The sequence below is a fragment of the Rhizobium sp. YTUHZ044 genome, assembly GCF_051123975.1.
In the GTDB taxonomy this organism is placed as follows: domain Bacteria; phylum Pseudomonadota; class Alphaproteobacteria; order Rhizobiales; family Rhizobiaceae; genus Rhizobium.
The window spans coordinates 198,427-224,992 of record NZ_CP101430.1 but is presented as its reverse complement, the minus strand read 5'-3'; the positions used below and the strand labels follow the sequence as shown (position 1 = coordinate 224,992).

The window sequence follows — 26,566 nt, the reverse complement described above, 5'->3', positions numbered from 1 at the left end:
ACCTGCCTTAGAATTGCAAATCGAAGCATCCGGGAGGACGGAATTAAAGGTGAATAAAAACAAGGATGTGGCGGGAGAAGAGCCGTCTGGCGCTTTGATGGCTGATGTCGCGCGGCTCGCCGGTGTCGCAATATCGACGGTCAGCCGGGCGCTTGCCAATCCCGGACGGGTCAACGAGAAGACCCGTGCCAAGATCAATGCGGCCGCCAGGCAACTCGGCTACACGCCGAACGCAATGGCACGCGGCCTGAGGGTCGGAAAATCCAACATCATCATGATCATCCTGCCGGGGTCGCTTTATTATGGCGTCTCCCAGATCATTCCTCAGGTCCTGCAGAGCATCAACAAGACGCTGATCCAGGGCGGCTATAACCTGATGATCGCCAACCTTGATCGCGACGAGGCCTCCGAGCGGCACATTCTCGATCTCGCCTTCGGCGGCAGCGTGCGCGGCGCCATCATCCTGTCGTCGAAGCTTCCGGAGGTCGACGGGCGTTCGCTGGCAAATTCCGGCCTGCCGATCGTGTCGATGCTGCTCGACATGAGCGATGCGGGCCTGCAGAGCGTCGTTACCAACGATCGCGAGGCTGTGCGCGACGTCACGGCCGAGTTGGTCCGGCTGGGGCATCGGCGGTTCCTCTATCTTGCAGGCCCTGAAGGCAATTATCACGATGTCGAGCGCTATGGCGGCGTGCTCGAGGCGCTCGATGCAGCGGGCCTGCCACAGCAGGCAGTGCGTCGCTCGGGCGGTCGCCTCGATTATCAACACGGCTTCGACATCGGCGTTCAGGCGGCGGACGATTTCACGAAGCTAGCCGAAAAACCAACGGCGGTTATCGCCACCAGCGATGACATGGCCATTTCATTCATCAGCCGCATCAAGCGTGCAGGCTTGCGCATTCCCGACGATCTGTCGGTCATCTCCTTCGACGGCTCCCCGGTCTGCGAATTCTCCGCGCCGCCACTCTCGACGATCGAGCAGCCGGTGGAAGAGATGGGCCGCGCGGCGGTGGAACTCCTGCTCGACACCATTGGCCGGGCGCAAAACCCGGCACCGCTGCGTACCGTCATCCGCAGCAGGCTTATCCTGCGGGAGAGCATCGCCGCTGCGAAGACTTGACGATGCCGGAACCCGCGGCCTCCCGTAATCAGGGGGCCGCACCATCAATTCTGAAGTTCCACTATAATCCATCAAGCGGTTCCGGCGGTTCTTACAACCGCCCGGGAGATTTTAGTTGTCAGTAATACAATCGTCCGGCAACATTACTGGCCAGCTTCTTGAACTGAATAGTATTGCCACCAGCGCGTTGGGGAGACGGGCATGTGCGCAGAGCTTGTTGAACGTCGGCTGGCGGCTATTCTGGCTGCCGATGTGGTGGGCTATAGCCGTCTCCTCGAAGCCAACGAAGAGGAGACGCTCAACGCCCTTCGTCAGCATCGCCGGGAACTCTTCGATCCTGCTGTCGCAACCCATGGCGGACATATAATCAAGGTCATGGGCGATGGTTTCCTGGTCGAGTTCGGCAGCGTGCTGAGTGCGGCACGCTGCGCTGTCGAGATCCAGCGCGGCATGCTGGAGCGCAACATAGGGATTCCGGCGGACAGGCATTTTGCGTTCCGCATAGGCTTGAATCTCGGCGACATCGTCTTCGATGAGGATGACTTTCATGGAGACGGCATTAATGTCGCAGTCCGGCTGCAAGCTCTTGCGGCCCCTGGCGGTATCGCCTGTTCGGCGGCCGTGCGCCACGAAGTCGCCAACAAGCTCGGCCTCGGTTTCGCAGACCAGGGCGCCATGACCGTCAAGAATATATCCCGACCGGTCCATGTCTATTTTGCCGATTGGGGCAATGCCCCCTCCAGTGAAGAGGTTCCGCTTACCGCAGGCGGACACACACGGGCGCCCGTCAACAAGCCCTCGGTTGCGGTTCTGCCATTCGCCAACATCAGCAACGATCCCGAGCAGGATTTCTTCAGCGACGGCATCACCGAAGATCTCATCACTGATCTATCGAATGTTTCAGGCCTGTTCGTACTAAGCCGCAACACTGTCTTTACGTGGAAAGGCCGGAGCGAAAACCTCCAACGTATCGCTGCCGAACTCGGCGTTGCCTATATCGTGGAGGGCAGCGTCCGCAAGGCAGGCAACCACGTCCGGATCAATGCGGAATTGATTGAAGCAGCCAGCGACGGCCATGTCTGGGCCGCGCGTTACGACCGCGATTTGACCGACATTTTCGAAATGCAGGACGAGATCGTCAAGGCAATCGTCGGGCAGCTCAAGGTCAAGCTGCTGCCGGAGGAGAAGAGGGCAATCGAGCAGGCGCCGACAGAGAGCGTTGAAGCCTATACGCATTTCCTCCGAGGACGCGAATACTACCATATTGCTTCACGCTCCAACCATCTGATGGCCAGGCAGAGCTTCGCCAGAGCCATCGAACTGGATCCGGGTTATGCCCGCGCCTATGCCGGCATCGCGGTCTGCGATGCGCGCCTGCGGTCTCAATTCGGCGCTGAAATTCCGGTCGAAGATATTCTTGCAAACACAGCGACGGCGCTCCTTATCGATCCTAATCTGGCGGAGGCTTATGCTGCCAAGGGATTTGCTTTGGCGGTGGCCGGCAATCGCACCGAGGCAGCTTCCGCATTCGAGCAAGCTTTGTCACTCGACGCCAATTGCCACGAAGCGAACCGCTACTATGCCGAATTTTGCGTCACTGAAGGTCAGTTCGAACTTGCGGCTACGCACTTTCAGCGGGCGATGGAAATCAAGCCTGCCGACTACGGTGCACCGATCATGCTTGTGAACGTCTTACGTTCACTCGGACAAATAGATAAGGCCAGCAGCTATGCCAGGATCGCATTGAAACGGGCGGAGGAGGAACTGCGGCTCCATCCGGAGAATGCCAATGTTGCCTGCCTGGGAGCGACAGCGTTGGCCTTCCTCGGTGTTCGCGACACCGCGCTGGAATGGTTGGCGCGCTCCCTGGCGACGGATCCCGATGATATAAACATTCAGTACAACGCCGCCTGCACCTATGCACTGCTTGGCGAGATCGATCGGGCGATAGACTTGCTTGAAGTCTGGATGCCGCAAGTCGGCATCGAAATGCGGCTATGGTTCAAGAATGATTCCGATCTCGATCCCATTCGCAGTCACCCGCGCTATTTGAAACTGGTTTCACTGTCTGAACAACGTCACTAATACCATTTTATTACTTGCTAAATCTGCCACGAGCGCCGAATGTCAACTTAAACTGGCAATCAAGAAAGTCTTTTGAGGGGGGAGCGGATGGGCACCCGGTTCAGACTTTTTGTGCAGCCTCCGTTTGAAGATGCTCGATCAAGTCCCGAGATTGTCGAAGTGTCGTCTCCGTTGGGCAGCCTGACCGCTGGTCCGGCCGACGATTACATGTTTGTTGTCGAACCGGTCGGCAAAATCTCTCCCTATGGCGTAAACCACGGCCCGCTCGGGACGCCGTATATGTCCCTTCCGCCCTGGACGGGCAAAATCCTCGAGCCGGCCGCTCCCGATGAGCGCGGCAATTTCGACCATCTCCGACCTTCGATGCCCGCTTTCGAAGCCGCGCATGTCTTCGGCTGCGTACGGTTCACACTCGATGTTTGGGAGCGTTATCTCGGCCAGCCGCTTACGTGGCATTTTCGCGATCACTATGACCGGTTGGAAATCTCCATTTTGCCGCAGTGGGACAACGCCCAGTACGGCTACGGCTTCCTTGAAGTCGGCAGCCAGTTCGAGAAGGATGGGCGCATCCTTCCCTTCAGCCTGGATTTCGACGTCATCGCCCATGAGGTGGGGCACGCGATCATCTTCAGCGTCCTCGGCGTACCGCGCCCGGGAACCGAGTATCCGGAATATCTCGGCTTCCAGGAGTCCTTCTCAGACTGCGTGTCGCTGATCGCGGCCATGCATTTTCCGTCGGTGATCGAGAATGTACTCGAGGAGACGCGCGGCAACCTTTACCGGGCAAATCGCCTCGCACGCTTTTCGGAATTCTCGCCGCATCGTCAGATTCGTTCGGCAAACAACAAACGGACGATGGCCGAATTCACGCGTGCCTGGAAGGACGAACACGAGCTCTCCCAGCCACTCACCGGTGCGGTATTCGATATACTCGTCGATATCTTTCACGAGAGCCTGGTGGCGCGAGGCCTCATCTCCCGGGACGTCGAAGATCTCTCGGATATTGCCGAGTTCGACCCGACTGCCGAGGCGCCCGTACAGCTCGCTTTCGACCGCGCTTTTGCGCGGAATCCGGATGGATTTGTCGAAGCGCTGCTCGATGCACGAGACATCGCCGGCACGTATCTGGCGGAAACCTTGTGGACCCTTGCTCCCGACTTTTTGGACTACGGTGACGTCGCGGAAACAATGCTTGCAGTTGATCGAAAGGAAACTCGCGGCCAATTCGCGGGGATCATCACCGGAAATTTCGGGCAACGGGCGATCGGCAAGCTACACGCCGGCGCGCACCTCAAGGGTAGCGAGCATCGCAGCCATTTTCACTCTGCGCGAATCTTGCTGCCGAGAGATCATCTGAATCTTCCGAAGATGAGCTATCGCGAGAAAGTTCTGCTGTCGACATTAGCTAGAAGCCAATAATCACAGAGATGGAGGGAGAAGTGGCAGACAATGAAACTTTACTAGGCATATCATCGATACATCTGTTCGGACGTCCGCTGAGCGATCTGATCCTTAGAGGAGGCCCCATTTATCAGAATCTAAGCGTACCAATAGCGGGAAGAAATAATTTTCTGAGAGACCAGCTTGGTGCAGCCGACGCGGTTCTGGCGCGAATCTTCGCTTTCTCGTTCGAGGGGGCGTTCGTTGAACTTGGTCGACCAGCGATCTTCGTTGTCCACGGCCCGGGAGCCGATCCTGACGATCCGCCGCCGAGGAACGTGGATGGCGATATTGAGTATGACAGATTGTATCGGGCTCCTGGTTCGAGTGCGCGAACCGGCCTTGGTTCCCAATTCGGAGCACTCGCCAAGGACATCAGGGTCTGGATTTATGACAAGGGCGACGTCTCGATGAGACTCGATGCTGAAACAGGAACCCTCGAGCAAATCCTTCTGTCGGCCGAGGTTTCCTCTGACCCCCGAGGGATGGCGAGCAGCGCAATGTCCAGATCGGGCGGGGCCCTGTCCCGCTCCGGTGGCGTGATGTCAAGATCAGGTGGGTTCATTCCTCGAAGATCAGGCGATAACGAGTAATTCAAGTTAAAGACGGATGAGGGAGGATCATATGCCCGCCGCAAACCCTAAAGTTAAAATCGAGCGCCTCGAGCCGGAGACCGTCGTTGCTCCATTGCTTGTTCGAACGCCCTTTAAAATAATAGGCTCCGGTCTCAGCAACAAGATATATGTCTATATCTCTACTCAGCCAGACGGGAGTGACGACGTTTCAAACCCAACTGCCAGCGACAAGAAAGAAATCTATAAAATCAAAATAGATACCGACGGCTCTGCGACGAACACAGACAAAGTGTTGTCGCTCGTTGTTAAACCGGAACTAGATGCCGGCCCATTCGACGAAAAAACTGAGTTCTGGATTGCCATAAAACTGGATGACATGAAGGGCAAAGTTGAAGCGACACGAAAAACATTCAAACTTGTCTGACGTCGAGGCCGCCGCTATCGATGGCGGATTGAGGGCGTACAGGACTTAAGCGCTTTTGTCTCAGCGCCGGCTGCCATAACGGCATCCGGCGCCATGTCCCCACAGGGCGCGGACTGCGCTCCATCAAAACTTCGTCTGACCCCATCAATCCGCCCGTCGTGCTACGAAATCACAACACCGGGCGATCTGAAACTTCGGCTATGCGCGGTGGTATTTTGAAATTCCGAGCACGCACATGGACCTCTCGAAGATCAAGACGCTGATCGACTTTGTCGGACGATCCAATATTACCGAGCTGACCGTGACGGAAAAGGACGTGACGGTTCGGATTTTCCGAACGGCAGCGAGCCAGGAGGCTGTCGCCGAACCCGAGCGAAAGCCGAGACCGATCGCCGGTGCGCCCTCGGGCGGCGTCGAGCAAACCTCCCATGCGGTGACGGCGCCTGTTTTCGGCGTTCTCCACAAGGCCCCGGCGCCCGGGGAACCGCCATTTGTCGCGATCGGAGACGCGGTGGAGGAGGGGCAGACGCTCTTCATCATCGAGGCCATGAAGGTTTTCAACACGATCACCGCACCGCGGGCCGGGCGCATCATGCGCCTGACCGAAATAGACGGCGGCGAGGTCGAGACCGGCGACCTGCTGGCGGAGATTGCCTGATGCCGGAATCAACTGAACAATCCGCTGTCTCACGGCGCCGCTTCGATACCGTCCTCATCGCCAATCGCGGCGAGATCGCAGCACGGATCCAGCGCGCGAGGCCGAGCCGGTGGAAAGAGCGATAAGGGCGGCAGCGGCGGCAAGAAGGCGGCGGTGACGCGAGGCAGAAATGCTGTTTTCAGAATTTTTCATGTCGATCCCCTTTTACGTGGCAGTGTTAGCACTTGCTATCTGTTTTTGTCCAATATAATGTACATATGATCTAAATACCGGACTGCCAGTTTTATGCGATTTGTCCGCCTCGCAAGAGGGATGAAAAAATTTTCGTCGGCCGGGAACAGCGGGATTGGTTGACAGATGCGGCAGAGGGTTTGAAAAGCTTGGCCAAACAGAAATTGGGATCGACAGCAATGGACGCAATTCAGGACGAAGCAATCGGCAAGCGTGCCCGAGGGCTCGACCGTGCCTTCGAAATCCTCGATTTCCTGCGCCAGAAGCGGCAGGCTTTGAAGCCGAATGAAATCGCAGCGCAGATCGGCGCGCCGCGCTCATCGGTTTATGAGCTCGTCAACTTGCTACTGAGCAATGGCATTCTGGAATTCACGGGCGGCGAGGGGCGCGTCTATCTCGGCCGTAAGCTCTATTTCCTCGGCGCCGCCTATGAAAACCATTTCGATTTCACCCGCGAATGCGAGGCCGCACTGGAGCAGCTCGCCGACGAAACGCGGGAGACGGCGCAGTTCTGCATGCTGGACGGAAATAAATATACGGTCGTGCGCATGCGCGAAGGCGCGCGGCCATTCCGCATTTCGACCGATATCGGTCAGTCGGTGCCGATCCCGTGGACTGCCTCCGGACGTCTGCTCGTCGCGCATCTGTCGGATCAGGAAATCCTGAACTTCATCCCGTCGCAGGATTTTCGTCTGCCGAACGGCGATTGGCTCGATCCGCAAAGCTTCATCGTCGAGGTCCGCCAGGCCGAGCGAGAAGGTCTCTTCACCTTCAACAGCATCGTCGACAGCTTTACCCATTGTTTTGCCGTGCCGGTGCGGGGCGAGGAGGGTCATGCGGCCGCAACGCTCTGCCTGGTCACGCCGCGCGATGACGGCATCGCCAACCGCGACCGCTACCTCGACTGCCTGAAAAAGGCCGCCGCCGGCCTGGAGCATGCCCCGGCCAGGCCGAAACGGGGCTGACACCCCGGACACGAACACGCATTGATCGCCGGCGACACTTTCTGCGGGAATTCGCGCCGAGCCGCGTGCTTCCTTAAATCTTAGCACGCTCGCTGGGCTCTGCCCGCGTGCACATCCAAGAGCCGCCGCAGGACGAGCTATGTTTCGTTGCGCGCTTCGATGTTAATTTCCAGTTTCAGCCCAATCCCGCAAATCTATTCACACTCCTCCCGAAACTACGGAATGAAGTTTCTCTATAAAATTTATAGAGTACGTATTTTAACATTTTGACGACAGTCGCAAAAACGGAGAGGACGCAAATGACGCGCAAAATCAGGCTTGGGGCATTTCTTCCTGGCGGTGGACAGCATGTTGCATCGTGGCGGCATCCCGACCAGCCGGCCGACGGTGCGACCAGTTTCGAGTTTCACAAGCAGCTGGCACTCACGGCCGAACGCGGCCTCTTCGATGCTTACTTCCTGGCCGATGGATTGGCGGTCGGTTTCGGCGGAGCGCGTGAAGGCGGCAACGCCCGCGTGGCCGGCTTCGAGCCCGTCACCTTGTTCTCCGCTCTTGCGCCGCTCACCACTCACCTCGGCTTTATCGCGACCTCCTCGACCACCTACGAGGAGCCCTATACGACAGCCCGCAAGTTCGCCTCGCTGGATCTGATCTCGGATGGCCGTGCCGGCTGGAACGTGGTCACCACAACGGGCGATCTCACCGCGCAAAACTTCAACCGTGAAACGCAGCTGCCGCATGCCGAACGATATCGCCGCGCCGCCGAGCATGTCGATGTCGTCCGCAAACTCTGGGAGAGCTTCGAGGACGACGCGTTCATCCGCGACAAGGAGACCGGCGTCTTCTTCGATCCGGCGAAGCTGCACGACACCGACCACCGCGGCGAACATTTCAGCGTGCGCGGCCCACTCAACGTCTCGCGCTCGCCACAGGGGCATCCCGTTATCGTGCAGGCCGGACAGTCGGAAGACGGCCGCGGACTTGCCGCAGCAACCGCCGAAGTCATCTTCACCGCCCACCAGCATATCGAAACCGCCCAGGAGTTCTACCGCGATATCAAGGCACGCGCCCGCAGCCTCGGCCGCAATCCCGATCATATCCTCGTCATGCCCGGCGTATCCGCCTTCGTCGGCAGGACCGAGGCGGAGGCACGCGAGAAGTATGATCGCCTGACCTCGCTCATCCTCGAAGAAGACGGGATCGGCCTGCTCAACGGCCTCACCGGCGGCACGCTCGACCTGCACGGCTACGATCTCGACGGGCCTCTTCCGCCCGCACCGCCGACGGAAGGCATGAAAAGCCGCCAGGCACTCATCCGTCAGATCGCAGACGAAAACAACTTCACCATCCGCCAGCTCTACCAGTGGATCGCCTCGGCCCGAGGGCACTACACCATCGTCGGCACGGCAGAGCAGATCGCCGATACGCTGCAGACATGGTTCGAGAACGAAGCGGCCGACGGCTTCAACATTTTGCCACCCTGGCTGCCAACGGCGCTCGAGGACTTTGTCGATCTGGTTATTCCGGAACTCCAACGCCGCGGCCTGTTCCGCACGGCCTACGAGGGCAAGACGCTCCGGGAAAACCTCGGCCTGCCTTTCCCGACAAACCGCTGGACTGCCGGACGCGCCGTCCTTGAGGCAGCGGAGTGAGGAGAAATCCATGGCCTACGAAATCAATCAAGCTCTTCCGAGAAGTTTCAGCCGGCTGAAAAGCCGCAAAGGCGATGATGCGCCTCTGGCCTCCCATGTGCGCGGATTGCTTGTAGCGTTTCTGCCGCGCTACGGTCTGCTCATCAGCTTCCTCGTGCTCTGGCAGGTGTCGAGCACCAGGGGCTGGATCAATCCCGCCGTCTTCCCGCCCTTGAATGTGATCCTGTCGGCGCTGTGGACCAATCTTGCCAATGGCGCCTTGCTCGATGACATCGCCATCAGCCTGCAGCGCTCCGGAACCGCTTTCGCCTTCGCGGTCGTTGTCGGTATTCCGCTCGGCCTGTTCATGGGCCAATTCCGCTTGGTTGAACAGGCGCTCGACCCGATCCTGCAGCTCTTCCGGCAGACCTCGGCGCTGGCTCTCTATCCGGTCTTCATCCTGCTGCTCGGGCTCGGTGAAACCTCCAAGATATTCGTGATCTTCTGGGCGACACTGTTTCCCGTGCTGCTCTCGACGATCGGCGGCGTCAAGGAAGTGGACAAGAAGCTCATCGAAATGGCTCGCACCTATGGCGCCGGACCGCTGACCGTCTTTCGCCGCGTCATTCTGCCGGCCTCCGTCCCGGCGATTTTCGTCGGCTTGCGACTTTCGGCGACGACGGCGCTTCTGCTGCTGATCGCTGCCGAGATGATCGGCGCCAACAAGGGCATCGGCTTTCAGGTGATGAACGCCCAGTACAATTTCCAGATCCCGCTGATGTTTGCGGCGATCCTGCTGCTCGCCTTCCTTGGGCTTGCCGCGAATGCCCTGCTCGTTCTCCTGCAGCGCCGTCTCTGCCGCTGGTCTCAGCCGAGCACGTAACCCGCTTCCCGCAAATCTCCTCTTCCGAAAGGATATTCCATGACATTCCACCCCCGCAATCTTCTTCTGCCGGCTGTGATCGCTCTCGGTCTTGCCACGCCGGCCGCAGCCACCGACACGGTCAAGCTGCGCTACCTCGCTAGCCAGGGCGGTCTTGCCGCCCATGAACTTGCCGCCGAACTCGGCTATTTCGACGGTACCGGCATCACACTGGAGAATGTCGGCTATGCCCAGGGCGGACCGGCTTCTCTCATCGCCCTGGCGTCCGGCGATGTCGAGATCGGCAGCGCCGCCACCTCCGCCGTCCTCAATTCGATTATCGGCGGCAACGACTTCGTCGCCGCCTATCCGTCGAACGGCATCAATGACGAGGTGCAGTCGACCTTCTACGTGCTGAAAGACAGCCCGATCAAAACGATCAAGGACATCGTCGGCAAGAGCATCGCGGTCAACACGCTCGGCGCGCATCTTGACTACACGATCCGCGAGGCATTGCATTCGGTCGGTCTGCCGAGCGACTCCGCCAACCAGGTCGTCGTTCCCGGGCCGCAGCTCGAACAGGTACTGCGCTCCAAGCAGGTCGATATCGCCGCCTTCGGTTATTGGCAGACAACCTTCGAGGGTGCAGCGCTGAAGAACGGCGGCCTGCGCCCGGTTTTCGACGATACCGACGTACTTGGCGACATCGCCGGCGGCTTCGTCGTCCTGCGCCGCGATTTCATCAAGCAACATCCGGAAGCCTCGAAAATCTTCGTCGAACAGTCGGCCCGCGCCCTCGACTATGCCCGCGAGCATCCCGAGGAAACCAAGAAGATCCTGGCCAAGGCGTTAGCCGAACGCGGCGAGAACGCTGATATCGCACAGTATTTCCGCGGCTACGGCGTGCGCGCCGGCGGTCTCCCGGTCGAGCGCGACATCCAGTTCTGGATCGACGTGCTGGTTCGCGAAGGCAAACTGAAGCAGGGCCAACTGGCGGCCAAGGACATCCTCTATACGGCCGACGCCAAACCGGCGAGCAATTGAGGAGGCGTGATGAGCGTCGCTGAGAACATTCGCCGCGGGGAGGTGACGATCCGTCGCCTCTCCAAATCCTACAAGCTGAACGGCAAATCGCTGCAGGTTCTGAAGGATATCAATCTCCATATCCGCTCCGGCGAAAGCCTCGCCATCGTCGGCGCCAGCGGTTCGGGCAAGACGACCCTGCTCAGGGTTCTGGCCGGACTTGAGGATTCCGATACCGGAGAGGTGCTGGTCGACGGCAAGGCAATACGAGGAGTCGGCGCCGAACGCGCCGTCATCTTCCAGGAGCCGCGCCTTCTTCCCTGGCTTGATGTACTCGACAACGTGGCATTCGGCCTGGAAACGAGAGGTCTGACGCGTCAACAGGCGAGGGAGAGGGCGCGCCGCTACGTCAAGCTCGTCGGCCTGCAGCAATTCGAAGCCGCCTACCCCCGGCAGCTCTCGGGAGGCATGGCGCAGCGCGTCGGCATCGCCCGCGCACTTGTCGTCCAGCCCGAAATCCTGCTGCTCGACGAACCGCTTGGTGCGCTCGACGCGATGACCAAGATCGGCATGCAACAGGAGCTCGCCCGGATCTGGCGCGATGAGGATGTGACGACCATTCTCGTCACGCACGATCTCGAGGAGGCGATTTATCTCGCCGACCGGATCCTGATCCTGCCACGGGAAAAAGGAGCCGAGCCGCGCCTGATCGACATCGATCTGCCCCGACCCCGCGACCGCAGCGCGACGGAATTCGTCCGCCACCGCGAGCAACTGCTGAACCTATTTGGATTGCATTGACGGATGCTTTGCGGGCAGCCGTTAGCAACTCGCAAATGGGATAGAGGAATGAAGACAGCTCCGGCCGCACAGCCGGGGCAGTTCTTATGATTCGTTTGCCGATGGCTTCGTGAAATGAGGTGAGATCGTCGAAAGTGTCGGGCCGTCCGGAGCGTCGCTTGGGAGCGGACGGGAAAATTGCCTCCGCACGACCCAACTCTTGGATGGGGTGGATCGCTAGGTGAAAGGCATGTGCGATCCGAAGTTACTACCTCTCGCCCGCGATCCGGTGAGTCAACTTCGTTGTCCCAATGCAGTTCCGGTACGATGCCGGACAAAAAAGCCCCGCCGAAACGGGGCAAGTCTTGCAACACGGATCGCACAGGAGGAACACCCGTGCTTTCCTGCTAATACAATAAGATAGGATCGGTAAGGTTCCGTGCATCGATCTCTTATTGAGGATTTATTCGCACCAGTCGTTACTGGTGTTGACGAGCGGCGTGTGCGATGGCGTGTTGTCCTCTCCGCTCACTACGATTTCGATTTCCGCCAGTCAGCGGCCCAAGCTCCGAATTCCGAGCAGAACCGCCGTTCTCCGTACTTGGGGTTGATCTTAGTCTGCTCGTAGTATCGCTGCACCGGCACATGAAAGATGCGCTCGCTCGTCTCGATGGGATGTTGCCCTTGATCCTGAACGACTGTCCGGAGCGGCCTGAAGTGCTCCATAAGGCGAGCAAGTCGCTGACAGTCAGCCGCCGGCGGCGCCAAATGCGAGAGCGCCGATGAGCAACCCCGGCGCCTCGAACAGCGCTGATCTCTGCGGATTGCGATTATTGTGACGCATGCCCCATCTCCGTCATTTCGGGCGGAGACTGTAACCCCCTAGGGCACGGCGAATATCTATCCAAAAGAGCTTATCTGACACGGCGCCGTAGGAGGGCTCGCGGCTGACGACCGCAGAGGCGGCATTGGTCGACGCGGAAAACAATCTCAGCGACTTGACGCGATCATCGCGTCACTGGCGAAAAACAGCGCCCGAGTGTCGGGCGGTGCATCGCTTTGAGCGGAAACGGGGAAACTTCAAGCGGGTCAATGGACCGTGATTGGACTCGGAGAGGTGAGATCGATCCAGATCGCCGGCGAAGTCTCCTTAGGGCGCATTAATGTCTGCGCAAATTCTTACTTAGCGATTTCGACGATCGACCGCGAAAGCCGGGCGATACGTCCAGAAATGAACGCCGCTGTGCAAGGGGCCTTTCGAGTTCAGGCCATCTTCGCACATTACGATTTCGATTTCCGCCGGCCGGCGGCCCAACTTTGGGCTGATCTTCGTCTGCTCGTAATATCGCTGCACCGGCACATGGAAGATGCGCTCGCCCGTCTCGATGGAGATGTTGCCCTAACAGCGTTTCACCCGACCCATGGATCCACGAGCTCGATTCCAAAACCTTCGAAGCCCCTGGTGTTGCGCGTCGCAAGGGCAAGATCGTGAGCAACCGCGGTCGCAGCGATCAACCCATCCATCGACGATAAGCCACGGCCGCTCCGCTTTGCGTGGCCCATCAGCTCTCCCCAAGCCACCGCGAATGGGTGAACGGCAAGCTTCGCGAAAGAAGTGACAGACGCCCGTCGCCGAGGCGGAATGGGCGACCTGCGCCATCATCACATGAATATGCTCGAAACAATCAAGGGCTGAGCGGCGGCACGGCGACCGTCACCCGCGGCCAAGATATCGCCTCAGCGCGAAAGCGTCCTGCCGAGGCGATGAATATGGGCAGCGCCGATGCCGCAGCAGCCGCCGATGATCGTGGCACCCGCTTCGGCCCAGGAACAGGCAAAGCGCGAATAGGCGTCGTCGTTCAGGTCATTACGGGTATCGTGCAGGCCTTCATTGGCGGCTCCCTCGCCCGTTTCTCCTTCGAAGGCATTGGCATAGACGCCGATTTCGATCTGCGCATTCCTCTCCCGGAACACCCGTGCCGCCGTCTCGACCGCGCGCTGCATGACCTCCGGCTTGCTGCAATTGAACAGGAAAGCCTCAGCACCCGACGACACCGCCCAGGAAGCCGCCTCCTCGACGCTTTCGCCGGAGCGGAGTTTAGGCGCGCCGCCCCTGGTCGCCGCCTCGTCATCCGCCAGTGTGAACGAAATCCAGAACGGCTTGCCCGATGCCGCCACTGCCTCGCGGACGGCCTCGCCCTCGGCAATCAGGCTCAAAGTCTCGCCGAGCCACAGGTCGACGAAGGGAGCGAGGTTTTCGACCAGCACCTTGAGATAGTCCTGCACCCGGGAAGGCTGGAAATTCTCAGGCTCGTAGGAGCCGAAGATCGGTGGCAGCGAGCCGGCGACCAGCACTCTGCGGCCGGTTACGGCATCGGCAGCCTCGCGCGCCAGGCGCCCGGCAAGGCGAATCAGAGCAGGCCCCGCCTGCTGAAATCGGTCTTCACCGATATGGAAGGGCACGAGCGCATAGCTGTTCGTCGTGATGATCTCAGAGCCGGCGGCGATGAATTCCCTGTGTACCTCCCGCACGATGTCGGGCGAATTCATCAGCGCCAGCGCCGACCATTCCGGCTGCTTCAGTTCGGCGCCCAGCCGCAGAAGCTCGCGGCTCATGCCGCCATCGAGAATTCGCGTTGTGCTCATGAGGTAGTCTCCATCCAGGCTGTCGCGCCGTCATCGGCGGCGGGCTTTTCAAAATAAAGTGGCGAGCTTCCGCCTAGCGGCGAACCGGCACCTGCGCTTCGAGACCTCGAAAGACGCGGGCGATAACGGCGGTCAGGACGAGATAAAAGAGGGTGACGACGATGAGCGGTTCGTAGACGAGCAACGTGTCCTGGCGAACCTTGTTGGCGACGGCGTAGAGATCCATCACCGTCACGGTGAAGGCGAGCGGCGTCGCCTTGAGCTGCATGACGATCTCTCCGGCAATGGTCGGCAGGGCGATGCGAATGGCGCGCGGCAACCAGATACGGCGGGTTAGCTTCCAGGGCGACAGGCCGAAGGCCCGACCGGCTTCAAGCTCGCCCTTGGGAACGGCAAGCAGCGCACCGCGCAGCACCTCGGCCTCATAGGCCGCATAATTCAGCGTGAAGCTGACGGAAGCGAAGAAAAACCCCTCGCGCAGGATCGGCCAAAACAGGCTCTGGCGGATGCCAGGGATCATCGGCAGCAGCGAGCCGACCCCGTAATAGAGGAGCCAAAGCTGGATCAGCAGTGGCGTGCCGCGGAAGAAGGTGCAGTAGCCGCGGGCGGCAAGCCGCGTCAGCCTGCCGCCGCTGACCTGTGCGAAAGCGAGACCGATGGCGATCACGAAACCGAGCACCACTGATATGACCAGCAGCGCTACGGTCTGCCAGGCGCCGGTCAGAAGCAGCGGCCAATAGGAGGAGATCCAGGTGAAACTCATGGCGCGCTTTCTTCAGGCCAGACGCGGCTGTCCCCGCCGCACCCGCCCTTCGATCAGTTTGAAGACGACGTTGGAAGCGAGTGTGATGGCGAGATAGAGAAGAGCCGAGGCGAGGAAAAACACGAAGTAATGTTTGGTGCTTGCCCCGGCGAGACGGGTGGCGAGCGCCAGTTCCTGATAGCCGACGACGGCGACCAGCGCGCTATCCTTGGTCACCGACATCCACAAATTAGCAAGCCCCGGCAGCGCGTTCGGCAACAGCGCCGGCAGCAGGATGCGGCGGAACCGCAGCACCGGTCCCATGCCGAAAGCCTTGGCGGCTTCAATCTGGCCGACGGGAATGGCGAGGATCGCGCCGCGCAGCACCTCGGTCATATAGGCGCCCTGCACGAAGCCGAGCACGGCGACGGCGGCGACGAAACCGTTCACCTCGAGCGGCGGCAGATTGAAAGCCGCCAGCAGCCGGTTGAGGCCGTCGGTGCCGGCATAATAGAGCCCGACGATCAGGATCAGCTCGGGAACAGCGCGAATGACGGTGGTATAGAAATCAAGCAGCAGGCGGAGCACTGGATTGCCCGAAAGCTTTCCCAGCGCGCCGCCCGTGCCGAGCAGCAGACCGACGGCAAAGGCGCAGGCCGAGATGGCGACCGTGGAGACTGCACCTGTCAAGAGAACGCCGCCCCATCCCGGAGGATAGGGGGACAGCAGGTCCAGAATGCCTTGTTGCGCGGTCGCCATCTCTAGAAGTGCTTACTTCGCGCCGTAGATATCGAAGTCGAAGTACTTCTTGGTGATCGCGTCGTACTGACCGTTGGCGCGAACCGCTGATATCGCCTTGTTCAGCTTGGCTTTCAGCTCCGTATCTTCCTTGCGCAGGCCGCCGGAAACGCCAGCCCCAAGGATCTCCTTGTCGTCGGCGACATCGCCCATGTTGGCGCAGCAATCCTTGCCGGCATCGCTTTTCAGGAAGGCGTCAAGCGCCAGCGAATCGCCGAAGACGTAATCGATGCGGCCGGAGGCGAGATCCTGGAAAGCCTCGTCGAGTGTCTGGTAGGTCTTTTCCTCGGCGACGTCGGCAAAATACTTCTTGTAATATTCCGACTGGATCGTCGACACTTGGATACCGATGGTCTTGCCCTTCACGTCCTCTGCCGTGGCGCCCGGCTTCTGATCCTTGGGGCCGATCAGCGTGCTCGGCGTGTTGTAGTATTTATCGGTGAAGTCGATCACCTTCGAGCGTTCCGCGGTGTTCGACATCGACGACCAGATCACGTCGAACTTCTTGCTCTCAAGAGCCGGAATGAGGCCATCCCAAGAGATCTCGACGATCGAGCACCTCTCCTTCATCTCTTCGCAGACGGCATTCATCAGATCGATTTCCCATCCCTGCCACTGGCCCGAAGCGTCCTTGGCGAAGAAGGGCGGATAAGATTCGTTCATGACGCCGAAGCGGACGTCGGCCTGTGCCGCGACGGCGGAAAGCGCAAATGCGACGCCGGCGAAAAGCGTGGGGAGCAGTTTCATTCGCAGGATTCTCCTGGTTCGTGTTGTGGTGATGGCTCGATGGCGGTTCAGTGGGCGCTGAGACGAGTGAATTCCCGGCAGCGGGCGCTGACAGGTGCCCCGAAGACTTGCTCCGGCGTGCCTTCCTCCTCGATCCGACCCTGGTGCAGGAAGAGGACGCGACTCGAGACGTCGCGGGCGAAGCGCATTTCATGCGTGACGATCAGCATGGTCCGGCCCTCTTCCGCCAGATCGCGGATGACTTTCAGCACCTCGCCAACCAGTTCGGGATCGAGCGCCGATGTCGGCTCATCGAACAGCATGACGGCGGGATCGACGCAGAGCGCTCTTGCGATCGCCGCGCGCTGCTGCTGGCCGCCGGAGAGAAAGGCGGGATAGGCATCACGCTTGTCGAAGAGCCCGACCTTGTGCAGCAGGGCTTCCGCCTTTTCGATCGCCTCGCGCCTGGAAACGCCCATGACATGCACCGGCGCCTCGATGACGTTTTCCAGCACGGTCCGATGGGCCCAGAGATTGAAGCTCTGAAAGACCATGCCGAGCCCGGTTCGCAGCCGCTCGATCTGCCGCCAGCTCTGCGGCTGCAGCCGTCCGCCGCGACCGGTCTTCAGAGCGACCGCCTCGCCGTTCACGGCGATGCGGCCGCGATCCGGCGTTTCCAGAAAATTGATGCATCTGAGGAAGGTGCTCTTGCCAGAACCGGACGAGCCGATAATGGAGATGACGTCAGACTTATGGGCCTCAGCCGAAATACCCTTGAGAACCTGTTGCGAGCCGAAGCTTTTATGAAGATCTTCGACGCGAAGAGCAGGAATGGACTGATCCGACATGCATGGGTCCGGCTGAAATGAGTTTGCGAAGGATAATGATAAAGTTGCGCGGTTTTTTCGCGCAATTTCTGCCTCTTCTGCATTTAATGTGCAAAATAATCTTTCTCATGCGGCAAATCGGGCAGAACGCATGAGCCGCGAAACGCCGAAATGGACTGGACAATGGAACAGCTGGATCGTTTTGATCGTGACATTCTCGATATCGTTCAGCGCGACTGCCAGCTGAAGGCCGAAACGATCGCCGAACGGGTGGGGTTGTCGGTCTCGGCCGTGCAGCGGCGGTTGAAGCGCCTGCGCGAGGAAGGGATCATCAAAGCGGAGGTCGCCGTCCTCGACCGGAAGGCGACGGGAACATCGATGGTGTTCATCGTCGGGATGGAGATCGAGCGGGACAATTACGACGCCTTGGCGAAGTTCCGCGTCTGGGCGGAAAAACAGGATCATATCCAGCAGGTCTATTACGTCACCGGCGCGGTCGATCTGATCGCGATCGTCACCGCCCGCGACGTCGAGCACTATGACGATATCGCCGCCCTCATCATGGCTGACAATCCGCAGATCCGCCGCATGCACACCAATGTCGTGCTGCGCGACGTCAAGCTCGGCCTGTTCGTGCCGCTGGAATAGGATCGCGCCCGGGCAAGCGACTGGACTCAGATCGGGCAAAGGGCATAATTCCGGGCGCAGATCCTTGGGAGGAATGACCGTTGACGCTACGACACCAGATCATCGCATTGGCGATCGTTCCGCTCGTCATCTCGATCCTCGCGATCACCACCTTCATCACCTGGCAATCGGCAAATCTCGCAAAGAACAGCATCGACACGTTCGAGCAGAACATGCTGAAGACAAAGGAAACCGAAATCCTCAACCTGACCAATCTTGCCTTGTCCGCCATCCAAGCGATCTATGATAAGGCCGGTCCCGACGACGAAGCCGCCAAGCAGCAGGTGGCTGAAATTCTGACCTCGCTCGATTACGGCAGGGATGGCTATTTCTTCGTCTATGACTATGACGGCAACAATATCGTTCATCCGCGCCAGAGCTTCCGGCATGGGCAGAATTGGCTGGATCTTACCGATCCTGACGGCGACAAGGTCATTGCCGAGCTGATCGCCACGGCAAAGGCCGGCGGCGGCCTGCATCAATATAAATGGCAGAAACCCTCGACCGGGCAGGTTGCCGACAAGCTCTCCTTCGTCGTCAGCCTCGACAAATGGCGCTGGGTGGTGGGAACCGGCGTCTATCTCGACGACGTCTTTGCCCAGAGTGCGGCCGCCAACGCCGTGATGCGCGCCAACATCAGACGAACCTTCGTCATCGTCGCGCTGATTGCCGTACCTTCGGTGCTCGTCGTCTTCACGACCTGCATGCTGCTGACCTTCCATGAGCGCCGTATGGCCGACGGCCGACTCAAGGAGCTGACGCAGCGGGTCATCGATACCCAGGAGGAAGAACGCGCGCGGCTCGCCCGCGAGCTGCACGACGGCATTTCCCAGAATCTTCTCGGGGTGCGCTATGCGATGGATCTCGCCGGCCGCAAGGTCAGGACCAACGTCGACGATGCAGCGCTGACCATCGACCGTGGTGTCGAGGCGCTAAACGGCGCCATCAAGGAAATCCGGCGGCTGTCGCACGATCTGCGCCCCCGCGTGCTCGACGATCTCGGCCTGACAGCCGCGCTGGAGGCGCTCTGTCATCATTTCGCCGAGCGCACGGGGATCGAGACTGATATCGACGCTTCAGGCTTTACCGGCACGCTGAAAGCCGAGGCCAACACTGCCCTCTATCGCGTCGCACAGGAAGCCTTCAACAATGTCGAGCGGCACTCGGGCGCCTCGAAGCTTTCGGTGAAGCTCTGGAGCGACGGCGGCCGCGCCCGCATGACGATTTCAGACAACGGCACCGGCTTCGACGGCAGCAAGGACGGCGCAGACGGCGAATCAGGGCTCGGGCTGCGCAACATGCAGGAGCGGATGGCCCACTTCCGCGGCCTGCTGCTTATCAACAGCAGCGAGTCCGGCACGACGCTGACGGCGATGATGCCGAGATCGGCCAATCTGCCCGCCGGCAAGCAGGCGGAAGCCGCATGACCGAACGCCCGAAAATCAAGGTGCTCCTGATCGACAACCATCCGCTGGTGCTGGACGGGCTGAAAGCCGTGCTCGAAACCTTCGATCATATCGAAGTCGCCGGCACCGCAGGGCTTGCCCAAACGGGTCTCGACATCGCCCGGCAGGTCCAGCCGCAGGTGGTGCTGATGGACATCAACATGCCGAAACTCAGCGGTATCGATGCGATCGAACTGTTCAGGAGCGAGCTTCCCCAGGCCCGTGTTGTCATGCTCTCCATGCATGACAGCCGCGAATATATCTCCTCCTCGGTCATGCATGGCGCTGCCGGTTACGTGCTCAAAGATGTTTCGACTGACGAGATTGTCTCGGCTATCGACACCGTGGCTGCGGGGGGCACCTATTTCTCCTCGGGTGTCTTCGACGCGCTGATGGGCGAACGCGCGGAAGAGGGCAGTGATCCCCTGACGCCTCGCGAGCGCGACATTCTCGGGCTGATCGTTGCCGGCAGCAGCAACAGGGAGATCGCCGAAGCGCTCGGAATAACCGCCGCGACGGCGGAAACGCACCGCAAGAACCTCAAGAAGAAGCTCGGCATCGCCACCACGGCCGGCCTCATCCGCTATGCGCTCGATCACGGTATCGTCTCGAAAATCAGCGGAAATCCGCGCCTACCCACTTCTGGGTAGGCCCCGGCATTTCGGCCCCGCGCCCATCTTGTGAGGACAAAACCGACGCCATAGGACTCCATCCGCGGCTGGCCAAGTGTCAGTCGTTGGGAGGAATTCATATGCGTTACATCAGCCTTCGATCGGCCGGGAAGGTCGAGCGATCCGAACCGGGCTCGCCGCGGCAGCCGGCTGACAGACCCGCCTTCCACGCCGACAACTGGAACATGGCGATCGCCGCCCGCGTCGCCTGAAAGGTATCCGACATGGAAAAACCACGTAGCAAGGCAGCGCTCTGGCTGCTGATCATTCCGTACATAGGGCTGCTCTGGCCGCCATTCTACAATCTCCGTGAGCCGTCGCTTTTCGGCTTTCCCTTCTTCTACTGGTATCAGCTTCTCTGGGTGCCGATCACCGCGACGCTGACCTGGATCGCCTATCGGAGCGTTCGCCATGACGACTGACATCGACGGCACGGCGCTTGCCGTCTTCATCTTCTTCTTTGCCCTTGTCACCGTCATGGGCTTCGTCGCCAGCCGCTGGCGCAAGCCCGAGACCCTCGCCCATATCGATGAATGGGGCCTCGGCGGCCGCAACTTCGGCACCTGGATCACCTGGTTCCTCGTCGGCGGCGATTTCTATACAGCCTATACCGTGATCGCCGTGCCGGCGCTGGTCTACACGGTCGGCGCCTACGGCTTCTTCGCGCTACCCTATACGATCGTCGTCTATCCCTTCGTCTTCATGGTCATGCCGGTCCTGTGGAAACGCGCCAAAGATTTCGGCTATGTCACGGCGGCCGACGTCGTCCATGGCCAATACGGATCGCGCGGTCTCGAACTCGCCGTCGCGGCCACGGGCGTCATCGCCACCATGCCCTACATCGCCCTGCAGCTCGTCGGCATGACGGCGGTCCTGAAGGGGCTCGGGCTGCATGGCGAACTGCCGCTGGCAATCGCCTTCATCGTGCTGGCGCTCTACACCTATTCGGCGGGCCTGCGCGCACCGGCGCTGATCGCTTTCGTCAAGGACATCATGATCTATATCGTGGTGATCGCAGCGGTCGCGCTGATCCCATCAAAGCTCGGCGGTTATGCGAATGTCTTCGCCTCAGCCGATGCGGCTTTCCAGGCCAAGGGCTCCGGTAATCTGCTGCTCGGTGGCAACCAATATGTCGCCTATGCCACACTCGCTCTCGGTTCGGCGCTCGCAGCCTTCATGTATCCGCATACGCTGACCGGCATCTTCGCCTCCAACAGCGGCAAGACGATCCGCAAGAACGCGATCATGCTGCCCGCCTATACGCTGCTGCTCGGCCTGCTGGCGCTGCTCGGCTATATGGGGCACGCTGCCAACCTGAAGCTCGACAGTGCGAACGACGTCGTTCCCACGCTGTTCAAGACGCTGTTTTCGGGCTGGTTCTCCGGCTTCGCCTTTGCGGCGATCGCCATCGGCGCACTGGTGCCGGCGGCGGTGATGAGCATTGGCGCAGCCAACCTCTTCACCCGCAATTTCTGGAAAGCCTATGTCGATCCCAAAGTCAGCGATGCGGGCGAGGCCAAGGTGGCGAAGGTGACGTCGCTCGTCGTCAAGGTCGGCGCGCTTCTCGTCATCATCTTCCTGCCGACGCAATTCGCACTCGACCTGCAGCTGCTCGGCGGCATCTGGATCCTGCAGACGCTCCCGGCGCTCGTCTTCGGCCTCTATACCAACTGGTTCCGCGCACCCGGCCTGCTTGCCGGCTGGTTCGTCGGCTTCTGCGGCGGCACCTTCCTGGTCTGGGATGCCGGCTGGAAGCCTCTGCATCTGATCAGCCTCGGCGGCGAACCCTTCACCGTCTATACCGGGCTGCTGGCGCTTGCGGCAAACATCGCGGTTGCAATCATGGTCAACGCCTTGCTTCCGGCCAGGGCGACGGCCCGCGCATAGCTGAAAACGCGAAGGGCAGCAAATGCTGCCCTTCGTCGCTTTATGCTTCGGGCAGAAGCTGATGAAAGATCAGGCGATCAGAACTCTTCCCAATCGCTGGCCAATGCCGCGTTGCCATTTGCCTGGAACGACTTGCTACCTTTGCAATCATCTGGCGCGGGCGAGACACGGCTGCTCGCCATGGTGTCAGGCAGCGCGAGGCGGGTATTCGCTGGCAGAGAAGACGTGGTGATGCACCTTCCCGGTGAAGAGCTTCAGAAGCTCACCCGTCACCTCGCGGCTCTGGAACCGCACATCGGAAAGAAGTGCTGCATTCACCGCATCCATATCGGGATAACGAATGGCAAGCGCCATGGCATAGACCGGAGCGCCCTCGTCACGCTCCATTCCATCCAACACCCGGACTTCCTCGGCTCCGGGAAATTTCGTCCATAGAGGAACGAGCCGCTGCCTGACAAAATCGCGGAATTCCTCTTCTCTGCCGGGATGGATTTCGCCTTCAAACAAAGCATAACGAATAATCATGGGTTCTCTTTTCCAAAACTCGCCGGAGCTGGATTGATGGTGGTGCGGAGGCGGGGAGGGCGTATCCTCCGATACGCCCGTGGGAAGGCTTATTTGCCCCAGATTTTCTTGTATTGATCGCGATAGCCGTTATCGGGATCGAAGCTGTTCTTCGGCCCTCCGTCGAATTCGACATTCGCGCTGGTCACCACGTGGAGCGGCGACACATAGCCCGACCACGGAGCGCCCGCGAAGGCGCGGTTCAGTTCATCGACGAGTTGCCAACCCTGGAGGTTGAGCGGCTCGGCGACCGTGACGGCCTGGAACTGCTTGGCGCGGATGCGCTGATAGGCGCTCTCCGAACCGTCGCCGGCAGCGACGTTGACCGGCTTTCCGTCGCCGGCGATACCGGCCGAGGCGAGCGAGGGGCCCATGAAGTCGTAATAGAGGTCGTTGATCGCCAGCGAATGCGTCCATTTCGCACCGTACTTCTGCAGGAGCGACGTGGTGAGCTGCGGCATGCGCTGCGAGGTTTCGGCAATCGGGGTATCGACGTATTCGAGCACCGTGCCGCCGAGATCCTCGATCTCCTTTTTCATGCGGTCGGCCTTGGCGATCGCGATCGCATAGGTGGAGTCGGTGAAGATGATGACACCCGGCTTGCCGCCGGCATCGGCGAAGGCCCAGTCTGCCGCGGACTTCGATACTTCCATCGCATCGGTGGTGACGTTGGCGAAGACGCCGACGTCGGCAACCGGACCGACGGCCGAGGCGGCGTGCCAGGACACCATCGGGATGCCGGCAGCCTTGGCCGCTTCCATCGCCGGCTTCTGCTCGACCGCGTCAAAGCCGTTGATGATGATGCCATCCGGCTTCAGCGCCATGGCCTGGCCGAAAGCCGCGGTGCGCCCACCGATCGAGCCGGCGCCGTCGAGTACCTTCACCGTCCAGCCGAGCGCGCCGGCCGCTTCCTGCACGCCGTTGGCCACGCCGAGGATGCCGCCGTTCTTCATGTCGCCGGCAAGGACGACGATGTTCTTGCCCGCAGCCCCCTTGGGGCCGCTCGTCGGGCCATCCCATGCGCTCACCTTGGACGCATACTTTTCGACCACCGCTTTGGCATCCGCCATGGAATCGGCCAGTGCCGGCACGCTGAGCATAAAGGCGACGGTTGCAACCGTTGCCTGCAATAAAGTCCTGCGCTTCATGTTCACTCCTCCATTTTGTTTGTTATGAAATGCCGGCTTGGCCGACATCCTCATTTGGATGCGGGTGTGATCCTCCTCACAGCTCCGCGCTTGCGCTGGGCGTAACCTGCAATGCCGATGGCAATCAGCAGGGTTACGCCGTTGAACAGCGGTTCGACGAAGAACGACCCGCCGAATTGCTGAATTCCCGATATACCGACCGCCAGGATGATGACGCCGATCAGGGTGCCCCAGACGTTGACCCGTCCCGGCTTGATCGTCGTCGATCCGAGAAATGCGCCGACAAGTGCCGGGAGGAGATATTCGAGGCCGACGCTCGCCTGACCGATGCGCAGCTTCGAGGCGAGGAGAACCCCCGTCAGAGCCGCCAGCAGGCCCGAGGTGACGAATGCGCCCATCACGAACTTGCGGACGGGAATGCCGTTGAGTGCGGCGGCCTTGGGGTTGGCGCCGATGGCGTAGAGATAACGGCCGATCGGCAGGTATTCGAGAACGATCCACATGCAGATCGCGATCAGCAGCACGTAGAAGCCGGTGATCGGCAGGCCGAACAGCATGGTGCCGTTCAGCGCGTAGAACCCTTCCGGCAGGACGCCGACCACCTGCCGGCCGCCGGTGTGCCAAAGTGCAAGCGCGTACAGCACCGTTCCCGTGCCGAGCGTGGCGATGAAGCTGTCGATCTTCGCCACCTCGACCAGCAGACCGTTGATGAAGCCGGTGAGGATGCCGAGCGCAAGAACGATGAGGACGGCGACCGGCCAGGGCAGGCCGTAGACCGTCTGCAGGCTGATGGCAAGAATGTGCCAGAGCACGATGCCGTAGCCAACCGTCAGGTCGATGCGGCCCGACGCCATCGGGATCATCGCGGCGAGCGACAGCAGCGCAATGATCGCCTTGTCGGAGACGATCGAACGGACGTTCAACACCGTCGGAAACGTATCCGGCAGCATGATCGAGAAGAGCAGGATCAGGCCGACGGTCAGGATCACCAGTCCGTAGACGGGGATCAGGCGCCCGATCTTCTGTCCTGTGGACAAGCCGGCCATTTCGCTTTTGGTCGGCTCCAGCGCCGTGGATTCAATGGATTGCATGGCTGTTCTCCCGATGGCTCAAGCAGCTTCCGATGCGGATGCGGCCGTGATGACCGCCTCCGTCGTCAGAGCCCTTCCAGTCAGTTCGCTGACGATTTTGCCGCGCGAGAAAACCAGCGCGCGGTGGCAGATATGGGCGATTTCCTCGAAATCCGTCGACACCACGACGACTGCGAGACCGGCCTCCAGCGCCTGGGTGATCAGACGGTAGATCTCCGCACGCGCGCCGATGTCGACGCCGGCGGTCGGATCTTCCGCGATCAGCAGCTTGCGGCCGGTTGCCAGCCAGCGGCCGACGACCACCTTCTGCTGGTTGCCGCCCGACAGGGCCTCGACAGGCAGATCCGGATCGTTCGGCCTGAGGCCGACGGTATGGCCGATCGCATGGGCAAGATCGGCTTCGCCGCGCGGTGACAGGAAGGACAACAGCCCGCGCCCGACAGCGCCGGGATTGAGGTAGGTGTTTTCCCGAATGGAAAGCGATGGTGCGACGGATTCCTCCGTGCGGTCACGGGCAATTAATCCGATGCCCGACGCCATTGCGCTCAGCGGGCTTGAAAGGTCCGGGGCCCGGTCATGCATCAGGATCGTGCCGCCGAAGGGCTCGCAGCCGAACAAGGCGCGGCCGATGCGTTCCTGGCCTGCGCCGCGCAGTCCTGCAAGGCCGAGCAACTCGCCCTCTCTTATATCGAAGGATATCGGGCTCGTGCCGGCGCAGACCAGGTCGCGCACCTTGACGATCGCCTTGCCGGGCTTGATCTCGGTCTTCGAAAAGAGACTGTCGCCGCTGCGGCCGATGATCATCGTCACCAGTTCGTCGGGCGTGGTCTCGCTGACGGGCTTCTGTCCGACCATGCATCCGTCGCGCAGCACGGCGACGCGATCGGCGATGCGGAAAATCTCGTCCAGTCTGTGGGAGACGTAGATCATGCCGACGCCGCGCTCCTTCAGCGGCCGGATCGCATTGAACAGGCGATCGACTTCGTCGGCGGGCAGGCTCGCTGTGGGTTCGTCGAGCACCAGAACGTCGGCTTCGACGGCAAGCGCGCGGGCAATGGCGACGAGCGATTTTTCGGTGCGCGACAGGGCCGAGACCCGCGTCGTCGGATCGAAATCGCAGCCGACCAGCTTTAAGGCCTCTTTGGCGCGCGCCTGCGTCCTGTTCCAGTCGATCAGGCCCCGGCGCATCGAGAAGCCCTGCGACAGGCCCATATTCTCACCGACCGTCATCCACTCGATCAAGCCGAGATCCTGATGGATGAATGCGACCGGTTGCCGCTCGTTCGGCTTCGGCGGGCGATGATGGTAGCTCTGGCCGCGGAACAAGATGTCACCGTTGTCGGGCTTGTAGATGCCGGCCAGCGTCTTGATCAGCGTCGATTTGCCGGCGCCGTTTTCGCCGAGCAGCGCGAGGATCTCGCCCTCGCGCAGGTCGATCGAGACGTCACGCAGCGCCTGCGTGCCGCCGAAGCTTTTGGTGATCGATTGGAACTCCAGCAGTCTCTTGGCTTCCACTGTGGCTCCTCCCAAAGCTGCAGCT

General features: G+C 60.5%; 26 protein-coding genes and 3 pseudogenes. 17 read left to right on the top strand and 12 right to left on the bottom strand.

Features of this window, described 5'->3' with window-relative positions; genetic code table 11:
- The first annotated feature begins 49 nt into the window (after positions 1-49).
- The 11 genes from NL154_RS30500 to NL154_RS30450 all read left to right on the top strand — a co-directional run bounded on the left by NL154_RS30500 (position 50) and on the right by NL154_RS30450 (position 11,815).
- Entirely contained in the window at positions 50-1,120 is a 1,071-nt protein-coding gene (locus NL154_RS30500; RefSeq protein ID WP_221155763.1) for a LacI family DNA-binding transcriptional regulator, read from the top strand.
- Between the two features lie 201 nt (positions 1,121-1,321).
- Complete coding sequence (locus NL154_RS30495; protein WP_221123308.1) at positions 1,322-3,205, top strand: adenylate/guanylate cyclase domain-containing protein; 1,884 nt, start codon at positions 1,322-1,324, stop codon at positions 3,203-3,205.
- A gap of 87 nt (positions 3,206-3,292) precedes the next feature.
- Positions 3,293-4,624, top strand: a complete 1,332-nt coding sequence (locus NL154_RS30490) for a hypothetical protein (protein ID WP_221155711.1) — start codon at positions 3,293-3,295, stop codon at positions 4,622-4,624.
- A gap of 8 nt (positions 4,625-4,632) precedes the next feature.
- Positions 4,633-5,238 (top strand): hypothetical protein, encoded by a 606-nt coding sequence (locus NL154_RS30485; RefSeq protein ID WP_210633481.1) that lies wholly within the window; start codon positions 4,633-4,635, stop codon positions 5,236-5,238.
- A gap of 31 nt (positions 5,239-5,269) precedes the next feature.
- Positions 5,270-5,644 carry a hypothetical protein gene (locus tag NL154_RS30480; protein WP_434734581.1) on the top strand — a complete coding sequence of 125 codons (375 nt, stop codon included), beginning with the start codon at positions 5,270-5,272 and terminating at the stop codon, positions 5,642-5,644.
- Positions 5,645-5,879: 235 nt separating this feature from the next.
- Complete coding sequence (locus NL154_RS30475) at positions 5,880-6,302, top strand: acetyl-CoA carboxylase biotin carboxyl carrier protein (RefSeq protein WP_221123311.1); 423 nt, start codon at positions 5,880-5,882, stop codon at positions 6,300-6,302.
- 410 nt (positions 6,303-6,712) lie between these two features.
- Complete coding sequence (locus NL154_RS30470; RefSeq protein WP_221123325.1) at positions 6,713-7,498, top strand: IclR family transcriptional regulator; 786 nt, start codon at positions 6,713-6,715, stop codon at positions 7,496-7,498.
- Between the two features lie 299 nt (positions 7,499-7,797).
- Positions 7,798-9,150 (top strand): LLM class flavin-dependent oxidoreductase, encoded by a 1,353-nt coding sequence (locus tag NL154_RS30465; protein ID WP_434734580.1) that lies wholly within the window; start codon positions 7,798-7,800, stop codon positions 9,148-9,150.
- 10 nt (positions 9,151-9,160) lie between these two features.
- Positions 9,161-10,012 (top strand): ABC transporter permease, encoded by an 852-nt coding sequence (locus NL154_RS30460; protein ID WP_434734579.1) that lies wholly within the window; start codon positions 9,161-9,163, stop codon positions 10,010-10,012.
- 39 nt (positions 10,013-10,051) lie between these two features.
- Positions 10,052-11,035, top strand: a complete 984-nt coding sequence (locus NL154_RS30455; protein WP_434734578.1) for an ABC transporter substrate-binding protein — start codon at positions 10,052-10,054, stop codon at positions 11,033-11,035.
- A 9-nt stretch (positions 11,036-11,044) separates the two neighbouring features.
- On the top strand, positions 11,045-11,815 hold the full coding sequence (locus NL154_RS30450; RefSeq protein WP_210633452.1) for an ABC transporter ATP-binding protein: 771 nt from the start codon (positions 11,045-11,047) through the stop codon (positions 11,813-11,815).
- A gap of 510 nt (positions 11,816-12,325) precedes the next feature.
- On the opposite strand, the pseudogene NL154_RS30445 reads toward NL154_RS30450, so the two are convergent.
- From NL154_RS30445 to NL154_RS30410, 8 genes and pseudogenes are all read right to left on the bottom strand, one after another.
- A pseudogene (locus tag NL154_RS30445) lies at positions 12,326-12,638 on the bottom strand (succinoglycan biosynthesis protein exoi).
- 459 nt (positions 12,639-13,097) lie between these two features.
- A pseudogene (locus NL154_RS30440) lies at positions 13,098-13,193 on the bottom strand (succinoglycan biosynthesis protein exoi); the annotation flags it as partial.
- Between the two features lie 11 nt (positions 13,194-13,204).
- A pseudogene (locus tag NL154_RS30435) lies at positions 13,205-13,384 on the bottom strand (VapC toxin family PIN domain ribonuclease); the annotation flags it as partial.
- Between the two features lie 147 nt (positions 13,385-13,531).
- Positions 13,532-14,440 (bottom strand): homocysteine S-methyltransferase family protein, encoded by a 909-nt coding sequence (locus NL154_RS30430; protein ID WP_434734577.1) that lies wholly within the window; start codon positions 14,438-14,440, stop codon positions 13,532-13,534.
- A gap of 73 nt (positions 14,441-14,513) precedes the next feature.
- The gene (locus NL154_RS30425) at positions 14,514-15,203 is read right to left on the bottom strand and encodes an ABC transporter permease (RefSeq protein ID WP_434734576.1); all 690 of its coding nucleotides are present in this window, start codon (positions 15,201-15,203) and stop codon (positions 14,514-14,516) included.
- A 12-nt stretch (positions 15,204-15,215) separates the two neighbouring features.
- Positions 15,216-15,941: an ABC transporter permease gene (locus NL154_RS30420; RefSeq protein ID WP_434734575.1), complete on the bottom strand. Its 726-nt coding sequence runs from the start codon at positions 15,939-15,941 to the stop codon at positions 15,216-15,218.
- A 12-nt stretch (positions 15,942-15,953) separates the two neighbouring features.
- A complete protein-coding gene (locus NL154_RS30415) occupies positions 15,954-16,727 on the bottom strand; it encodes a transporter substrate-binding domain-containing protein (RefSeq protein ID WP_210633447.1) in 774 nt (257 codons plus the stop codon).
- 47 nt (positions 16,728-16,774) lie between these two features.
- Entirely contained in the window at positions 16,775-17,554 is a 780-nt protein-coding gene (locus NL154_RS30410) for an ABC transporter ATP-binding protein (RefSeq protein ID WP_210633446.1), read from the bottom strand.
- 162 nt (positions 17,555-17,716) lie between these two features.
- On the opposite strand from NL154_RS30410, the gene NL154_RS30405 reads away from it, so the two are divergent.
- The 6 genes from NL154_RS30405 to mctP all read left to right on the top strand — a co-directional run bounded on the left by NL154_RS30405 (position 17,717) and on the right by mctP (position 22,223).
- The gene (locus tag NL154_RS30405) at positions 17,717-18,181 is read left to right on the top strand and encodes an Lrp/AsnC family transcriptional regulator (protein WP_064807195.1); all 465 of its coding nucleotides are present in this window, start codon (positions 17,717-17,719) and stop codon (positions 18,179-18,181) included.
- Between the two features lie 80 nt (positions 18,182-18,261).
- On the top strand, positions 18,262-19,647 hold the full coding sequence (locus tag NL154_RS30400; protein ID WP_434734574.1) for a cache domain-containing protein: 1,386 nt from the start codon (positions 18,262-18,264) through the stop codon (positions 19,645-19,647).
- Entirely contained in the window at positions 19,644-20,315 is a 672-nt protein-coding gene (locus NL154_RS30395; RefSeq protein WP_210633444.1) for a response regulator transcription factor, read from the top strand. The genes NL154_RS30400 and NL154_RS30395 overlap by 4 nt, the downstream gene beginning before the upstream one ends.
- Positions 20,316-20,416: 101 nt before the next feature.
- On the top strand, positions 20,417-20,548 hold the full coding sequence (locus tag NL154_RS30390) for a hypothetical protein (RefSeq protein WP_259665290.1): 132 nt from the start codon (positions 20,417-20,419) through the stop codon (positions 20,546-20,548).
- 12 nt (positions 20,549-20,560) lie between these two features.
- Positions 20,561-20,758 (top strand): DUF3311 domain-containing protein, encoded by a 198-nt coding sequence (locus NL154_RS30385; protein WP_007539443.1) that lies wholly within the window; start codon positions 20,561-20,563, stop codon positions 20,756-20,758.
- On the top strand, positions 20,748-22,223 hold the full coding sequence (gene mctP, locus NL154_RS30380) for a monocarboxylate uptake permease MctP (protein ID WP_210633443.1): 1,476 nt from the start codon (positions 20,748-20,750) through the stop codon (positions 22,221-22,223). Before NL154_RS30385 ends, mctP begins: the two co-directional genes overlap by 11 nt.
- Before the next feature lie 186 nt (positions 22,224-22,409).
- Here mctP and NL154_RS30375 read toward each other — a convergent pair whose 3' ends face one another.
- From NL154_RS30375 to NL154_RS30360, 4 genes are all read right to left on the bottom strand, one after another.
- The gene (locus tag NL154_RS30375; protein ID WP_210633442.1) at positions 22,410-22,748 is read right to left on the bottom strand and encodes a hypothetical protein; all 339 of its coding nucleotides are present in this window, start codon (positions 22,746-22,748) and stop codon (positions 22,410-22,412) included.
- Positions 22,749-22,837: 89 nt separating this feature from the next.
- A complete protein-coding gene (locus NL154_RS30370) occupies positions 22,838-23,935 on the bottom strand; it encodes an ABC transporter substrate-binding protein (protein ID WP_210633441.1) in 1,098 nt (365 codons plus the stop codon).
- A gap of 50 nt (positions 23,936-23,985) precedes the next feature.
- A complete protein-coding gene (locus tag NL154_RS30365; protein ID WP_210633440.1) occupies positions 23,986-25,026 on the bottom strand; it encodes an ABC transporter permease in 1,041 nt (346 codons plus the stop codon).
- Positions 25,027-25,044: 18 nt separating this feature from the next.
- A complete protein-coding gene (locus NL154_RS30360) occupies positions 25,045-26,541 on the bottom strand; it encodes a sugar ABC transporter ATP-binding protein (RefSeq protein ID WP_210633439.1) in 1,497 nt (498 codons plus the stop codon).
- Between the last annotated feature and the right edge of the window lie 25 nt (positions 26,542-26,566).

Bases quoted from the DNA above. Each gene is read 5' to 3' on its own strand.
- NL154_RS30420 (WP_434734575.1), bottom strand. From the start codon at position 15,941: ATGGCGACCGCGCAACAAGGCATTCTGGACCTGCTGTCCCCCTATCCT.
- NL154_RS30385 (WP_007539443.1), top strand. From the start codon at position 20,561: ATGGAAAAACCACGTAGCAAGGCAGCGCTCTGGCTGCTGATCATTCCG.
- NL154_RS30375 (WP_210633442.1), bottom strand. From the start codon at position 22,748: ATGATTATTCGTTATGCTTTGTTTGAAGGCGAAATCCATCCCGGCAGA.
- NL154_RS30370 (WP_210633441.1), bottom strand. From the start codon at position 23,935: ATGAAGCGCAGGACTTTATTGCAGGCAACGGTTGCAACCGTCGCCTTT.
- NL154_RS30410 (WP_210633446.1), bottom strand. From the start codon at position 17,554: ATGTCGGATCAGTCCATTCCTGCTCTTCGCGTCGAAGATCTTCATAAA.
- NL154_RS30405 (WP_064807195.1), top strand. From the start codon at position 17,717: ATGGAACAGCTGGATCGTTTTGATCGTGACATTCTCGATATCGTTCAG.
- NL154_RS30455 (WP_434734578.1), top strand. From the start codon at position 10,052: ATGACATTCCACCCCCGCAATCTTCTTCTGCCGGCTGTGATCGCTCTC.
- NL154_RS30485 (WP_210633481.1), top strand. From the start codon at position 4,633: ATGGAGGGAGAAGTGGCAGACAATGAAACTTTACTAGGCATATCATCG.
- NL154_RS30430 (WP_434734577.1), bottom strand. From the start codon at position 14,440: ATGAGCACAACGCGAATTCTCGATGGCGGCATGAGCCGCGAGCTTCTG.
- NL154_RS30480 (WP_434734581.1), top strand. From the start codon at position 5,270: ATGCCCGCCGCAAACCCTAAAGTTAAAATCGAGCGCCTCGAGCCGGAG.
- NL154_RS30490 (WP_221155711.1), top strand. From the start codon at position 3,293: ATGGGCACCCGGTTCAGACTTTTTGTGCAGCCTCCGTTTGAAGATGCT.
- NL154_RS30460 (WP_434734579.1), top strand. From the start codon at position 9,161: ATGGCCTACGAAATCAATCAAGCTCTTCCGAGAAGTTTCAGCCGGCTG.
- mctP (WP_210633443.1), top strand. From the start codon at position 20,748: ATGACGACTGACATCGACGGCACGGCGCTTGCCGTCTTCATCTTCTTC.
- NL154_RS30395 (WP_210633444.1), top strand. From the start codon at position 19,644: ATGACCGAACGCCCGAAAATCAAGGTGCTCCTGATCGACAACCATCCG.
- NL154_RS30475 (WP_221123311.1), top strand. From the start codon at position 5,880: ATGGACCTCTCGAAGATCAAGACGCTGATCGACTTTGTCGGACGATCC.
- NL154_RS30365 (WP_210633440.1), bottom strand. From the start codon at position 25,026: ATGCAATCCATTGAATCCACGGCGCTGGAGCCGACCAAAAGCGAAATG.
- NL154_RS30470 (WP_221123325.1), top strand. From the start codon at position 6,713: ATGGACGCAATTCAGGACGAAGCAATCGGCAAGCGTGCCCGAGGGCTC.
- NL154_RS30425 (WP_434734576.1), bottom strand. From the start codon at position 15,203: ATGAGTTTCACCTGGATCTCCTCCTATTGGCCGCTGCTTCTGACCGGC.
- NL154_RS30415 (WP_210633447.1), bottom strand. From the start codon at position 16,727: ATGAAACTGCTCCCCACGCTTTTCGCCGGCGTCGCATTTGCGCTTTCC.
- NL154_RS30450 (WP_210633452.1), top strand. From the start codon at position 11,045: ATGAGCGTCGCTGAGAACATTCGCCGCGGGGAGGTGACGATCCGTCGC.
- NL154_RS30465 (WP_434734580.1), top strand. From the start codon at position 7,798: ATGACGCGCAAAATCAGGCTTGGGGCATTTCTTCCTGGCGGTGGACAG.
- NL154_RS30495 (WP_221123308.1), top strand. From the start codon at position 1,322: ATGTGCGCAGAGCTTGTTGAACGTCGGCTGGCGGCTATTCTGGCTGCC.
- NL154_RS30390 (WP_259665290.1), top strand. From the start codon at position 20,417: ATGCGTTACATCAGCCTTCGATCGGCCGGGAAGGTCGAGCGATCCGAA.